Consider the following 12,417-nt stretch of genomic DNA (forward strand, 5'->3'; position numbering starts at 1 on the left):
GCGAGCAGGTCGAGGCCGGCCGCCCGGGTGATCTCCACGACCTCGTGGCCCTCCTTGCGGGCGAGGGCGGTGAGCTGGGCGCCGATCAGGCCGGAGGCGCCGGCGATCGCGATCTTCATGGGGGCTCCTCGAATACTCGGATATGTCTTGTCCTAGATCGTAGTCACGAACTCGGACAGTTGTCATCCACGTTTTCGCGTACCGTGTGCGACATGAAGATGTCGGCCGGGGTCGAGTGGGCGGTGCACTGCTGCGTGGTGCTCAGCCAGGCCGAGGGTCCGGTGCCGGCCACCCGGCTCGCGGAGTTCCACGGGGTGTCGCGCACCTACCTCGCCAAGCACCTGCAGCAGCTCGCCAAGGCCGGGCTGATCGCCGCGACCGAGGGCCGGGTCGGCGGCTACGCGCTGACCCGGCCCGCTGCCGAGGTGAGCGTGCTCGACGTCGTGCAGGCGATCGAGGGTGCCGGCGCCGCGTTCCAGTGCACCGAGATCCGTCAGAACGGCCCGCTCCCGGCCAGCCCCGAGAACTGCCGCCGCGCCTGCGGCATCGCCCGCGCGATGTGGGCGGCCGAGCAGGCCTGGCGCGACTCGCTCGCGGCCGTCTCGATCGCCGACCTCGCCGCTGGGGTCGAGCGTGACACCGGGCCGCAGACGTTCGTGGCCCTGCGTGGCTGGCTCGCCGGCTGATCTCCCGTCGAGACACCCGAACTGGCTGGCTCCCGGCCGGGATCACAGCCACTTTGGGTGTCTCGACGGGGGAGGGGACCCGCCGCGGACCACCCCGCCTCAAGACCGCAGCGCCGCCCACGCCAGGGCGGCGAGAGCGCCGGTCGAGGTGAGGGTCCGGGCGATGTTCCACCGCACCCACGCGCTCTCGAAGTCCGCGCGCGAGCCGCCGGCCCCACCGGGCCCTCTCCGCCTAGGGCCCGTTCCCCGTCGAGACACCAGAAGTGGCTGGATCGGCCCCGGATCCACAGCCACTTCTGGTGTCTCGACGACAGAGGAGTCGCTCAGCGGATCGTCCCCACCCCCGGGATCAGCGGCAGGTCGAGCGCGGTCACCCAGCCGGGCGGGAGGTCGTTGACGGCCGGTACGGCGTTGAGCGCCCGCAGGCCGGTGGCCAGGCAGCCCGCAACCGCCGGGGCGCGGCCGGAGCCGTCGGTGAACCGGAACGCGGTCTCCTGCCTGATCGAGGGCGAGCCGATGATGTCGACCCGGTAGACGTCGTCGTGCGAGCCGGCCGGCCACTCGGGGGCGGCGTCCAGGCCGATCCGGTTGACGTGCTCGAGCGTGATGACCTCGCGCCCGTCGTACACGCCGTTGATCGTGAACCGGATCGCGGCCACGTTGCCGGCCTCGATCACGCCCTTGGCGGTCTTGCGGTCGGCGGGCGTCACCCACTTGTCCCAGGTGGTGGTGATCTCGTCGAGCTCGATGCCGGCGGCATGCGCGATCATCGGCACGGTCGCACCCCACGCCATGACGAGCAGGTCGGGGATCTCGAGCAGGGGCGTGTACGACGGGGGCCGGCCGATGCCCATCTCGTCCTCGTAGTCGCCCTCGTAGTCGGTGTAGTCGAGCAGCTCGCTCGCGCGCACGGAGTCGACCCGGCCGCACAGGCCCATCAGCGTCAGCGGGAACAGGTCGTTGGCGAAGCCGGGGTCGATGCCGGTGGTGAAGCACGACGCGCCGCCCTCGGCGCAGGCCTCCTCGATCGGGGTGATCCAGTTGCCCGGGTTCTGGCGCATGTGCGGCCAGACCCACGGGGTCATCGCGGTCGAGCACACGTCGATGCCCGCGCGCAGGAAGGCGCTGATGACGCGGATGTTGTCGTCGGCGTGCTGCGCCGTCGGGCCGTAGTGCACCAGCGCGTCCGGCCGCAGCGCGACCAGCTCGTCGACGTCCGTCGTCGTGACGATGCCGGTCTCGGGCAGCCCGAGCAGCGTGCCGATGTCCTGGCCGGCGCGCGAGGAACGGCTCACGCCGACACCGACGAGCTCGAAGGCCTGGTGGTCGAGGATCTCCGTGATCACCATCGACCCGACCACGCCGGTGCCCCAGACGACGACCCGCTTCTTGTTCATGAACGTCCTATCGATCGAACGCCGCGCGCACCTCGGCCTCGGTCAGGCCGTAGTCCTCGAGCGTGTAGGTGTGCGACGGCTTCGCCTTGCCCTGCTTGGACTCCCGGTCGATCTCCTCGATGGCCGCCTGCACCTCGGGCGTCCAGTCGAGACCGAACTGCTCGTAGATCCCGCGCGTCACGCCGAGTGGGTCGGCCACCAGGTCGCTGAAGGCCACGTCAGCGAACTGCGCCCGGTCGTACGTGGGCCGCGCGTCGTGGAACGCATGGAACGCCCGCGACCACAGGTCGAGCTGGGTGGAGCCGATCGTGCGCCCGACGTACGTCGTGGAGTGCCCCGCGGTGGTCTCGGCCGACAGCGAGCACGAGGACGCGATGCAGACCACCGGGTCGCGGTGGGTGTAGACGATCAGCGCGTCCGGGTAGACGGTCATCAGCGCGTCGAGCGCCGTCATGTGCGAGGGGTTCTTGAGCACCCAGCGCTTCTCGGGGTCGTTGAGACCGACGAGCTGGAGGTTCTGCTTGTGCCGGGCGTAGGCGTCGGTCCAGTCCTGGCCCTTGAGCCACTCGGTGTAGCGCGGCAGGTTGGCGAGCGCCTCGTAGGAGTTGGACTTGCCGGTCTGGCGCAGCAGCCGCCAGCACTCCTCGACGGTGGTCGCATCCATGTAGTGGATCCCCATGAACTCCGGGTTCTCTACGTGGTGCGCGGCGAACCCCTGCTGCATGGCCTGGAAGATCGGGTCGGCGTCCCAGGTCTCCCGCGGCGGGCGCGGTTGTGGGTACTGCGTCAGCCACATCTCCAGGCCCTGCGCGTTCGGGTCCGCGTGCAGGTAGCGGTGCAGCGCGGTCGTGCCGGTGCGCGGCAGGCCCATCAGGAAGATCGGCCGCTCGATGCGTACGTCGCGGTGCTCCGGATGCGCCGTGAACTGCGCCTGGGTGAGGAGTACGCCGACCAACGCTGACTTGACCTCCGAGCGCTGGAAGTAGTTGCCGCGCGGGGTCAGGCCGGCCTCGGGGGAGGCGAGGTCGTCCACGAGGACCCGCAGCCCCTCCTCGTGGGCGCCGTCCCCGAAGTCCGACATGCCCGTGGTCCGCATCGCCGCGGCCGCGATGTCCTCGTACGACCCGACGTCGGCCCGCTCGCGGGTCATGATGTTGTCGCTCATCGTGCCTCCGAGAGGTCTCGATACGCCGTCGCTCGTCCCTCGCGACGGCTACTCGACCACCGAACGGCGGTTCGTTGGTCGAGTAGCGAGCGCCAGCGAGCGTATCGAGACCACCGAGCCGCCATCAGTCGTGGAACTCGCCGCAGTCTACGGTGAGCATCTGGCCGGTCACCGCTGACGCGAGGTCGGAGGCGAGGAACAGTGCGGCACGCGCGACCTCCTGCGGGGAGGCGAGCCGCTTGAGGTCGGTGGGCGCGGCCTTCTCGGCGTACACCTGCTCGTGGGTCGTGCCCTCGACGGCGGCGAGGAAGTCGAAGTAGCCGCGGTTGACGTCCTCGTAGATGTACGACGGCGCGACGCTGTTGACGCGGATGCCGCGCGGTCCGAGCTCGGTCGCGAGCGACGACGCGAGGTGCTCCAGCGTGCCCTTGGAGAGCTTGTAGCCGGCGTACTCCGGCTGGGAGCTGAACACCACGCAGGAGTTCAGCATGATGATGGAGCCCTTGCTCTCCGCGAGCGCGTCGGCGAACAGCGCCGAGAGCCGTAGCGGCGCGAACACGTTGGTCTCGTTGACCTTCGCCAGCTTGCGCGGCTCGATCTGGGTGATCGGGTCCATCGGCGGGATCGTGAACGCGTTGTTGATGACGCAGTCGACGCGGCCGAACGCCTCGAGCGTCTTGTCGCGCAGGTTGACCCGCGAGTCCTCGTCGGTGACGTCGGCGACCACGCTGACGACCTTGCCGCCGTAGCCCTCCAGGTCGGCCTGCAGCTCGAGCAGCCGCGACTCGGTGCGGCTGGCGATCACCAGGTCCGCGCCCATCTTCGCGGCCTCCTCGGCCAGCGCCCGGCCCAGGCCGGGCCCGATGCCGGAGATCACGATGACCTTGCCCCGCAGCAGCGGCGCCGGCTCGTAGCGCTCCTCGATGGAGGTGTCGTGGGCCTCTGCAAAACCCAGTTCGGTCATCAGCTCAGCATCCTTCGGGCGACGGAGCGCTGCCGGGCGGCGATCCGCTCGGCGTACTGCTCGGTGGTGAGGGGGGTGTAGTGCGGCAGCCGGGTCGGTACGTCGGCGGTCTTGACGACCTCGACCACCGGGCCGTCGTCGGGGCCGAGGTCGCGCTCGAGGCGCTGCCAGCGCAGCATCAGCGCGCCGGTGCGGTGGCCGGTGCACTCGAGCCAGTTGGCGACGCCCGGGTTCTGCTCCGAGATCACGAACCGCATCAGCCCGTCGGGGTCGGTGACCGCCTGCGCCTTGGTGAGCGAGGTCTGGTGGGTCTCGTAGTCGGTGGAGATGTACCAGTCCGAGCCGATCTGGATCGCCTGATAGGCGCAGTCGGTGCACTCGGGCACCGTCACGATCAGCGCCTCGTCGTCGGCGAGGTCGTAGTGGCCGATCGAGGAGCGCTGCGAGGACAGGCCGCCGGGCGTCGACTGCGGCGCGGTCGGCTGGTTGGCCGGCTCCTTGCGCTCGAAGAACTGCGGGAAGGCCAGCCAGGTCTGGATCGACCCGGTGAGCAGCTTGGCGGCGACCTCGTACTTCCGCTCCAGCCGGTGCCGGGTCAGCGGGGCGGCCGGGAGACCGACGGTGTCGGTGCGCTCGATCCAGAGCCTGCCCCGCTCCTCGGTGTCCCAGTCGTTGAAGACCTCGCGCACGATCATCGTCTTCGCGCCCGGCTCGGCGACGTAAATGAACTCGAACGAGCCGTCCTCGGCGATGTCGAGCTCGCGGTCGTCGAAGGCCAGCATCGAGGTGGCCGCCGAGTCGGCGGTGTACGCCCCACCCATCACCTGGAACGACAGGTCAGCCGACGTGCCGCGCACGCCGCGCACGACGTACTCCACGCCCTCCTTGAGGTAGGCGTTGAAGTAGATCGCGTCCGGGTTGTCCAGGCCCTGCCGGGAGAACTGGTGGGTGGGGTTGATGAACAGCGGCCGGTCGAGGTCGTGGTCGAAGGCCATCTGCATCGCCATCCGGATGCGTCCGGCGAGGTAGTCGTAGCCCTCGAGCAGGCCCTGCTCGGTGCGGATGAACGGCGCGCTCTCGATGAGCTTCTCCGCCTCCGCGATCGCGTCCTGGAGCGGCCGCGTCAGGTCACTCATGACGCCACCCCGGTGGTTGAGGAGGTTGCGCTAGCAACCGTCTCGAAACCACCGCACGCGCAGCACGGTGGTTTCGAGACAGGCGCTAGCGCGCCTTCCTCAACCACCGTGAGCCCGCCCATCATGAGCCGGCCTTGTGGATGATCTGCTCGGCGTACCGCTCGAGGTGCTCGATCTTCGCACTCAACGGCTCGGTGTCGGGGCCCTTGATGTAGGGCACCCGGAAGCCGACGATGCAGTCGGTGACGCCCTTGTCCTCCAGCCGCTTGATGCCGTCGAGGTCGTAGGCGTCGTAGGAGATGACGTGCACCTCGAAGTCGTCGCGGGTGTCGCCCTCCTCCTTGCGGATCTCCGCGAGCCGGGTGAGCAGCCGGTCGAGCTCCTCGCCGTCGCCACCGGCGTGCATCCAGCCGTCGCCCTTGCGTACGGCGCGGCGCAGGGCGGCGTCGGCGTGCCCGCCGACCAGCAGCGGGATCTTCTCCGACGCGCCGGGGCACTGCTTGAGCGCGTCGATGTCGTAGAACTCGCCGTGGTACTCGAAGAACTCGCCGGTCGTGAGCCCGCGCAGGATGTCCATGCACTCGTCCATCCGCTTGCCGCGCCTCTCCCACGGCACGCCCATCGCGTCGAAGTCCTCGGGCCACGGCGAGATGCCGACGCCCAGCCCCAGCCGGTTGCCCGACAGGTAGGCCAGCGACGAGGCCTGCTTGGCGACCAGCACCGGCGGGCGGATCGGCAGCTTGAGCACGAACGGCGTGAGCCGCAGCGTCGAGGTGTGCGCGAACAGGTGCGCGCACAGGATCATCGTCTCGATGAACTCCTTGCCCTCGAGGAACTCCCGGTCGCCGGTGTCGGTGTAGGGGTACTTCGAGTCGGAGTCCTTGGGGTAGATCAGGCTGTCTGCCACGGTCATGGACGTGTAGCCGGCCTTCTCGGCCGCCTGGGCGAGCGGCGCGTAGTACGTCGCCTGGGTCATCGCCTCGGCGTAGGTGAATCGCATGGGGCACACACTAGAACGTGTTCCAGTTCTGTGCCAGAGTTCCGCCGAGAGCAAGGAGTAGGCCCATGGACCTGCAGGAGATCAGCGACCGGCTCGAGATCGAGGGCGTGATCGTGCGGTACACCCGCGCGATCGACACCGGCGACTGGGACGCGCTCGACACCGTCTTCACCCCCGACGCCGAGATCGACTACACCGAGTCCGGCGGCGTCGCGGACACCTATGGAGCCGTGAAGCCATGGCTGGCCGAGGTGCTGCCGGCGTTCTTCCCGAAGCGGATGCACTCCCTGGCCCAGGTCGACATCCGGCTCGATGGCGACAGTGCGCTGGCCACGGCGTACTTCCACAACCCGATGCCCATGGACGACGGCTCCGGCGGCACCAAGGTCGTGGAGTTCGGCGGCCTCTACCACCACACGATGGTGCGCACGCCCAACGGCTGGCGCAGCCGCAGGCTGCACGAGGAGATCGTCTGGAAGCGTGGACTCTGAGGCGATGGCGCCGCCGAAGGAGAAACCCCAGGGCCTCGACTCGCCGTTGACCGCGAAGATCATCAAGTACGGCGCCCGCGCGCAGGTCCGGGTCTTCCGGCTGACCAACGGGCGCGTCGGCTCGAGGTGGCGCATCGGCGCGGGGTTCCGAAAACCCGTCCCGACGCTCCTGCTCAACCACGTCGGCCGCAAGTCGGGCCGGACGTTCACCACGCCGCTGCTCTACCTCGAGGACGGCGCCGATCTCGTGATCGTGGCCTCGCAGGGCGGGTTGCCCAAGAACCCCCAGTGGTACCCGAACCTGATGGCCCGGCCGGACGTGACGGTCGAGCTGCGTGGCGAGGGCGCGCGGCCGGTGCGGGCCCGGACGGCCGGCCCGGAGGAGCGCGAGGCGCTGTGGCCGCGGTTGGTCGAGCTGTACGCCGACTTCGCCAGCTACGCGGCCTGGACCGACCGCGAGATCCCGGTCGTGGTGCTCGAGCCCCGCTGATCCCCGCGATCCGAACCGAGGCAGGGGTTTGGCCGGGCTTGTCCCGCCGACGACAATGGGCCCCGACGTACCAAATGAGTCGGGGGAGATGAGCGCGTGTCCGAGCAGCTGCCAGAGCGGCCCGACGAGCGACACCCGATCGTCACCGGCCTGGTCGCGCTGGTCGCCGTGGGCGTGGCCGTGGGCCTGATCATCGGGCTCGTGACGTTCGCGGGCACCCAGGTCCTCGGCCTGGGCGGGGGCGACGACTCCGGCACGGGCAGCTCGGAGCGCTCGATGTACCTGCCGCGGCCCGAGAAGACGCCGCAGGCCACCGGCCCGGAGATCATCCTGGCCCCCGGTGAGTCGTCGAGCCCCGCGGGCGAGTCCTCGTCGTCGAAGCCGACGAAGACCAAGTCGCCGCGCAAGCAGATCTCGCTCTCGGCGTCGGTCACCTCGGCCGGGCCGATGCAGACCTTCGACCTCACCGGGGTCTACCCGGGCGGCGAGGGCGCCATCCTCCAGGTGCAGCGGTTCACCGCGGGCTCCTGGCAGGACTTCCCGGTCACGGCGTCGGTCAGCAACGAGACCTTCCAGACCTCGGTCGCGACCAGCTATGCGGGGCCGAACCGGTTCCGGGTGGTCGACACCGACACCGGGTTGGCCTCGAACGAGGTCAGGGTCACGATCGGCTGAGGCTGCGAACGCCGCGGCCGCAGGCGGAGCCGACTCGCGATCGCCGGCTGCCCGGCGACGACGCCGGTGAGCACCAGCACCATGCCGAGCGCCTGGGTGGGCCCGAACGCCTCGCCCGCCAGCGCGATGCCGACGACGGTCCCGGCGACGGGGTTGAGCAGGCCGACGAGTGACACCGCCGCGGCCGGCAGCTGCCGCAGGCCGGAGAACCACAGCGCGTTCGCCAGCACGGTCGCGATCAGGCCCAGATAGGCGAACCCGCCGACGGCGCCGAGGCCGAGCGTGGGCGGCGGCCCCTCGACGATCAACGCGACCGGCAGCAGCACGAGTCCGCCGGCGACCAGCTGCCAGGCGGTGAACGTCAACATGTCCACCGGCGGTGTCCAGCGCTTGATGAGGATGTAGCCCAGCGACGACATCGCGACGGCGGTGAACGATGCCGCGACGCCGATCGGGTCGACGACCGCGCCGCCGCGCAGCACCAGCAGCGCCACGCCGGCGAACCCGACCGCGGCACCGACGAGCGACGCTGCGCGCGGTCGCTCGCGGACCAGTCCCCAGGCGAGCAGCATCATCATCACCGGCGCGGTCGCGGTGAGCGTGGCGGCGAGGCCGCCGGGGAGGCGGTACGCCGCCACGAAGATCAGCACGAAGAACGCGCCGACATTGAGCGTGCCGAGCAGCAGGGCCCGGCCCCACCACTCGCCGCGGGGGAGCGTCGGCCGGAGCGCGAGCAGCAGCAGCCCGAACGGCAACGCCCGCACCATCGCGCCGAACAGCGGCCGGTCGGGCGGCAGGTAGGTCTCGGTCACGTAGTAGCCCGAGCCCCACGTGATCGGCGCCAGTGCGGTCAGGCTCAGCGTCCGCCAATTAGTTTCCACGGAAAGGATAATAGTTTCCGTGGCAGATATATTCCAGCCATGGCAGGAGACCTCGACCACGTCGGCCGGATCATGGCGCAGTGGCGCGCCGAGCGACCGGATCTCGACGTCTCGCCGCAGGGGATCATCGGCCGGCTGCACCGGCTGGCCGCGCACCTGGACGAGGAGCTCGAGGTCGTCTACGCGAAGTTCGACCTCGGCCACGGGGAGTTCGACGTGCTGGCCACGCTGCGCCGTTCGGGGGCGCCGTACGAGCTCGCGCCCAGCGACCTCGCCGCCCAGACGATGGTGTCCTCGGGGGCGGTCACCAAGCGGGTCGACCGCTGCGTCGAGCACGGCTGGGTCACCCGGCGCGTCGGCGACGGCGACGGCCGCAGCCGGGTCGTCGCGCTGACCCCGGCCGGCCTCGACCTCATCGACCGCGCCTTCGAGGCGCACATGGCCAACGAGCACCGCCTGGTCGGCTCGCTCTCCGAGCTCGAGCGCACCCGCCTCGCCCACCTGCTCGAGACCTGGGGCCGCTCCCTCGGTGCCTGATTCCCCGCCGGTGGTTTCGAGGCTCGCTTCGCTCGCACCTCAACCACCGACACGGTGGTTGAGGTGCGACGAGCGCTAGCGAGGAGCCTCGAAACCACCCCCGCCGGAGACGCTCAGTCGGGGATCCAGTCGAAGGTGTCGGGGTTGGGGCCGGTGCGGCCGGCCTCGCCCTTGTCGAGTCCGCTGATCGCGGCCACCTCGTCGGGGGTCAGCGAGAAGTCGAAGATCTCGAAGTTCTCGCGCATCCGTTCGGCGTGCATCGACTTGGGGAACACGATGTCGCCGCGCTCGATGTGCCAGCGCAGCGTCACCTGCGCGGGCGTCTTGCCGTGGGTCTCGGCGATCTGGCCGATCACCGGGTCGCCGAGCACGCCGCCCTGGGCGATCGGCGACCAGGCTTCGACCGACACCTGGTGGCGGTGAGATGCCGCCCGCGCGTCCTCGTTGGCGAAGTAGGGGTGCACCTCGATCTGGTTCACCACGGGGCGTACGCCGGTCTCCTCGATGATCCGGTCGAGGTGGGCCGGCTGGAAGTTCGAGACCCCGATCGAGGTCGCCCGGCCGTCCTCGACGAACTCGGCCAGGGTCCGCCAGGTGGAGACGTAGTCGCCGTCGTACCGCGTCGGCAGCGGCCAGTGGATGAGGAACAGGTCGATCCGGTCGAGCCCGAGCTTCTCCAGCGTCGCGTCGAACGCCCGGCGCGCGTCGTCGGGCCGGTGGAACCCGTTGTTGAGCTTGCTGGTGATGTAGAGCTCCTCGCGGGGGATGCCGGAGGAGCGGATCGCCTCGCCGACGCCGGCCTCGTTGCGGTACATCTGCGCAGTGTCGATGTGCCGGTAGCCCACCTCGAACGCCGCCGTGGTCACCTCGGCCGTCTGGTCCGGCGGCACCTGGTAGACCCCGAAGCCGAGCTGCGGGATGGCGGTGCCGTCGTTCAGGGCGATGGACGGGATGTTCGTGTCTGCCATGTCTGGCACCAACCTCTCGTGGACGGAATCATTCCCCCGGTGACCGATCCTCCTCCGGCCTACACCGACTTCGACACCCGCCTCGGCGCCTACGCGATCGTCGTCGACGACCGCCGCCGGGTGCTGCTCGCCCACTGGCCCGAGCAGTCGCGCTGGACCCTCCCCGGCGGCGGGGTCGAGCTCCACGAGACCCCCGAGGACGCGGTCGTCCGGGAGGTGGCCGAGGAGACGGGGTACGCCGTGGAGCTCGTGCGGCTGCTCGGGGTGCTCATCCAGGTCGTGCCGCCCGCGACGCGGCTGATCGACACCGAGCGCGTGCTGCGGCAGGTCGGTGTCGTCTACGAGGTGCGGGTCGTCGGCGGCGAGCTGACCCACGAGGCTGACGGCAGCACCGACGAGGCCCGGTGGTTCCCGGTCGACGAGGTGCGCACGCTCGATCGCGTCGAGCTCGTCGACGAGGCATTGGACCTCTGGGCGGCTCAGGCCTGAGCGACGCCGGCGGGAGCGAGCGCGAGCCCGACCAGCAGGTCCGCGTGGGCGGTGGCGTGGTCGTAATCCACAGCCGGGCGCGCGCCGAGCCCGGCGGCGCCGACGCCATGACATGCTCAGAGCCGGCGCGGCTCGAGGATCGATCGCCCTCAAGCGCCGATGTTCTCGGGAAAGGAACCACATGAGCCCGCTCTGCTCGCGCCTCCTCGTCGCGCTGGTCTTGGCGCTGGGGATTGGCTGCCTATCGGCCTTTCCGGCGGACGCCACTCGCATTGCGGACCTCGGCGGCGGTAACGCCTAGGAGAACGATTGATGAGCGACAACAAGGCCATGGCGCGCATCTGGTGGCCGGGGCTCCTCAGGGTCCTGCTCGTCGTGATCGTCGCGATCATCGCGCTGGCGGTGCTGATCTTCCTGCTGAAGCAGGCGCAGATCCACCTGACTGACGGCGGGCAGGGCTCGAGCAGTGGTGGGGATGCCAGCAAGGCCGCCCCGGCCGTCCTCCTACCCTGAGGCAGGCTCCGCCTGAGCGACGCCCGCGGGGGCGAGCGCGAGCTCGACGAGCAGGTCCGCGTGGGCGGTGGCCGAGTCGATCGTCGGCAGGGGCGACTGGTCGGGAGCGACGAGCAGCCCGATCTCGGTGCATGCCAGCGCCACGGCGTCGGCACCCCAGTCGGCGAGGTCTTGCATGGTCGCCACATAGCGTTCTCGCGAGGGGTCGAGGAACCGGCCCTGGGTGATCTCCTCGAAGATCACCCGGTCGATCTCGGCGCGGTCGGACGGCCCGGGGATGACCGCCTCGATGTGGTGGGTCCGGAGCCGGTCGCGGTACCACGACTCCTCCATCACCCACGACGCGCCGAGCAGCCCGAGCTTCGTCCAGCCCGAGCGCTGCGCGACCGCGGCGACGGCGTCGGCGATGTGCACGGCCGGCACCGACACGGCCGCCTCGACCGCCGGGAACACCTTGTGCATGAGGTTGGTGCAGATCGCGACGAGGTCGGCGCCGCCGTCCTCGCAGCGCCGTGCCGCCTCCGCGAGCAGCTCGCCCGCGCCCGTCCAGTCCTCGCGCAGCTGGCAGTCGCGGACCTGCTCGAAGTCCAGCGACTGGAGCACGATCGGGGCCGACGCGTGCCCGCCGCGGCGGGCGGCGACCTGCTCGTTGATGCGACGGTAGTAGGCCTCCGTGGAGTGCCAGGACATGCCGCCGATGAGTCCGATGGTCTGCATGCCTTCTACGATCCGTCGTTGTCGGATCCCAAGGAATCCCTGTTCTTCTTGGCCGAGCCATAAGCCATGCTTGGGGCATGGATCTCCTCGACCCGCGCCGGGTGCTGATCTTCCGGGCCGTCGCGCGGGCCGGCTCGATCAGCGCCGCGGCCCGTGAGCTGGGCTGGACGCAGCCGGCCGTCAGCCAACACCTCGCCCGCCTCGAGCGCGAGGCCGGCGGACCGCTGCTGCTGCGGGGCGCCTCCGGCGTACGCCTCACCGAGGCCGGCACGGCGCTGCTGCGCCGCGCCGACGCCGTCGCTGGAGAG

The 12,417-nt window shown here is 70.3% G+C and carries 16 protein-coding genes; 8 read left to right on the forward strand and 8 right to left on the reverse strand.

Features of this window, described 5'->3' with window-relative positions:
• Nucleotides 1-212: 212 nt before the first annotated feature.
• A complete protein-coding gene (locus tag VGD85_RS20600) occupies nt 213-686 on the forward strand; it encodes an Rrf2 family transcriptional regulator (protein ID WP_331065303.1) in 474 nt (157 codons plus the stop codon).
• A gap of 323 nt (nt 687-1,009) precedes the next feature.
• Here VGD85_RS20600 and VGD85_RS20605 read toward each other — a convergent pair whose 3' ends face one another.
• The 5 genes from VGD85_RS20605 to VGD85_RS20625 form a co-directional block, all read right to left on the reverse strand.
• Complete coding sequence (locus VGD85_RS20605; protein WP_331065304.1) at nt 1,010-2,083, reverse strand: diacylglycerol kinase; 1,074 nt, start codon at nt 2,081-2,083, stop codon at nt 1,010-1,012.
• Between the two features lie 7 nt (nt 2,084-2,090).
• Nucleotides 2,091-3,248, reverse strand: a complete 1,158-nt coding sequence (locus VGD85_RS20610; protein WP_331065305.1) for a sulfotransferase — start codon at nt 3,246-3,248, stop codon at nt 2,091-2,093.
• 124 nt (nt 3,249-3,372) lie between these two features.
• Entirely contained in the window at nt 3,373-4,212 is an 840-nt protein-coding gene (locus tag VGD85_RS20615; RefSeq protein WP_331065306.1) for an SDR family oxidoreductase, read from the reverse strand.
• Entirely contained in the window at nt 4,212-5,348 is a 1,137-nt protein-coding gene (locus VGD85_RS20620) for a hypothetical protein (RefSeq protein WP_331065307.1), read from the reverse strand. Before VGD85_RS20620 ends, VGD85_RS20615 begins: the two co-directional genes overlap by 1 nt.
• A 121-nt stretch (nt 5,349-5,469) precedes the next feature.
• Complete coding sequence (locus tag VGD85_RS20625; protein ID WP_331065308.1) at nt 5,470-6,348, reverse strand: TIGR03619 family F420-dependent LLM class oxidoreductase; 879 nt, start codon at nt 6,346-6,348, stop codon at nt 5,470-5,472.
• Between the two features lie 65 nt (nt 6,349-6,413).
• On the opposite strand from VGD85_RS20625, the gene VGD85_RS20630 reads away from it, so the two are divergent.
• The 3 genes from VGD85_RS20630 to VGD85_RS20640 all read left to right on the forward strand — a co-directional run bounded on the left by VGD85_RS20630 (nt 6,414) and on the right by VGD85_RS20640 (nt 8,004).
• Nucleotides 6,414-6,839 carry a nuclear transport factor 2 family protein gene (locus VGD85_RS20630; RefSeq protein ID WP_331065309.1) on the forward strand — a complete coding sequence of 142 codons (426 nt, stop codon included), beginning with the start codon at nt 6,414-6,416 and terminating at the stop codon, nt 6,837-6,839.
• Nucleotides 6,829-7,329 carry a nitroreductase family deazaflavin-dependent oxidoreductase gene (locus tag VGD85_RS20635; protein WP_331065310.1) on the forward strand — a complete coding sequence of 167 codons (501 nt, stop codon included), beginning with the start codon at nt 6,829-6,831 and terminating at the stop codon, nt 7,327-7,329. Before VGD85_RS20630 ends, VGD85_RS20635 begins: the two co-directional genes overlap by 11 nt.
• A gap of 96 nt (nt 7,330-7,425) precedes the next feature.
• Complete coding sequence (locus tag VGD85_RS20640) at nt 7,426-8,004, forward strand: hypothetical protein (RefSeq protein ID WP_331065311.1); 579 nt, start codon at nt 7,426-7,428, stop codon at nt 8,002-8,004.
• Here the strand turns inward: VGD85_RS20640 and VGD85_RS20645 are convergent.
• Nucleotides 7,923-8,885 (reverse strand): EamA family transporter, encoded by a 963-nt coding sequence (locus VGD85_RS20645; RefSeq protein WP_331065312.1) that lies wholly within the window; start codon nt 8,883-8,885, stop codon nt 7,923-7,925. The genes VGD85_RS20640 and VGD85_RS20645 overlap by 82 nt on opposite strands.
• A 39-nt stretch (nt 8,886-8,924) precedes the next feature.
• On the opposite strand from VGD85_RS20645, the gene VGD85_RS20650 reads away from it, so the two are divergent.
• Nucleotides 8,925-9,422, forward strand: coding sequence for a MarR family transcriptional regulator (locus VGD85_RS20650; RefSeq protein WP_331065313.1), 498 nt, complete (start codon nt 8,925-8,927; stop codon nt 9,420-9,422).
• Between the two features lie 113 nt (nt 9,423-9,535).
• On the opposite strand, the gene VGD85_RS20655 is transcribed toward VGD85_RS20650, so the two are convergent.
• Complete coding sequence (locus tag VGD85_RS20655; RefSeq protein WP_331065314.1) at nt 9,536-10,390, reverse strand: aldo/keto reductase; 855 nt, start codon at nt 10,388-10,390, stop codon at nt 9,536-9,538.
• Between the two features lie 39 nt (nt 10,391-10,429).
• On the opposite strand from VGD85_RS20655, the gene VGD85_RS20660 reads away from it, so the two are divergent.
• On the forward strand, nt 10,430-10,879 hold the full coding sequence (locus tag VGD85_RS20660; protein ID WP_331065315.1) for an NUDIX hydrolase: 450 nt from the start codon (nt 10,430-10,432) through the stop codon (nt 10,877-10,879).
• 312 nt (nt 10,880-11,191) lie between these two features.
• Entirely contained in the window at nt 11,192-11,392 is a 201-nt protein-coding gene (locus tag VGD85_RS20665; RefSeq protein WP_331065316.1) for a hypothetical protein, read from the forward strand.
• On the opposite strand, the gene VGD85_RS20670 is transcribed toward VGD85_RS20665, so the two are convergent.
• Nucleotides 11,384-12,109, reverse strand: coding sequence for an aspartate/glutamate racemase family protein (locus tag VGD85_RS20670; RefSeq protein ID WP_331065317.1), 726 nt, complete (start codon nt 12,107-12,109; stop codon nt 11,384-11,386). The genes VGD85_RS20665 and VGD85_RS20670 overlap by 9 nt on opposite strands.
• Before the next feature lie 77 nt (nt 12,110-12,186).
• Between VGD85_RS20670 and VGD85_RS20675 the strand changes: the two genes are divergently transcribed.
• Nucleotides 12,187-12,417 (forward strand): LysR family transcriptional regulator (locus VGD85_RS20675; protein WP_331065318.1); only part of this gene is annotated, 231 nt, incomplete at its 3' end.

Source organism: Nocardioides sp. (assembly GCF_036401255.1).
Taxonomy (GTDB): domain Bacteria; phylum Actinomycetota; class Actinomycetes; order Propionibacteriales; family Nocardioidaceae; genus Nocardioides.

Coding starts and splice junctions, on each gene's coding strand:
- VGD85_RS20600 (WP_331065303.1), top strand. CDS start 213: ATGAAGATGTCGGCCGGGGTCGAGTGGGCGGTGCACTGCTGCGTGGTG.
- VGD85_RS20605 (WP_331065304.1), bottom strand. CDS start 2,083: ATGAACAAGAAGCGGGTCGTCGTCTGGGGCACCGGCGTGGTCGGGTCG.
- VGD85_RS20610 (WP_331065305.1), bottom strand. CDS start 3,248: ATGAGCGACAACATCATGACCCGCGAGCGGGCCGACGTCGGGTCGTAC.
- VGD85_RS20615 (WP_331065306.1), bottom strand. CDS start 4,212: ATGACCGAACTGGGTTTTGCAGAGGCCCACGACACCTCCATCGAGGAG.
- VGD85_RS20620 (WP_331065307.1), bottom strand. CDS start 5,348: ATGAGTGACCTGACGCGGCCGCTCCAGGACGCGATCGCGGAGGCGGAG.
- VGD85_RS20625 (WP_331065308.1), bottom strand. CDS start 6,348: ATGCGATTCACCTACGCCGAGGCGATGACCCAGGCGACGTACTACGCG.
- VGD85_RS20630 (WP_331065309.1), top strand. CDS start 6,414: ATGGACCTGCAGGAGATCAGCGACCGGCTCGAGATCGAGGGCGTGATC.
- VGD85_RS20650 (WP_331065313.1), top strand. CDS start 8,925: ATGGCAGGAGACCTCGACCACGTCGGCCGGATCATGGCGCAGTGGCGC.
- VGD85_RS20655 (WP_331065314.1), bottom strand. CDS start 10,390: ATGGCAGACACGAACATCCCGTCCATCGCCCTGAACGACGGCACCGCC.
- VGD85_RS20665 (WP_331065316.1), top strand. CDS start 11,192: ATGAGCGACAACAAGGCCATGGCGCGCATCTGGTGGCCGGGGCTCCTC.
- VGD85_RS20670 (WP_331065317.1), bottom strand. CDS start 12,109: ATGCAGACCATCGGACTCATCGGCGGCATGTCCTGGCACTCCACGGAG.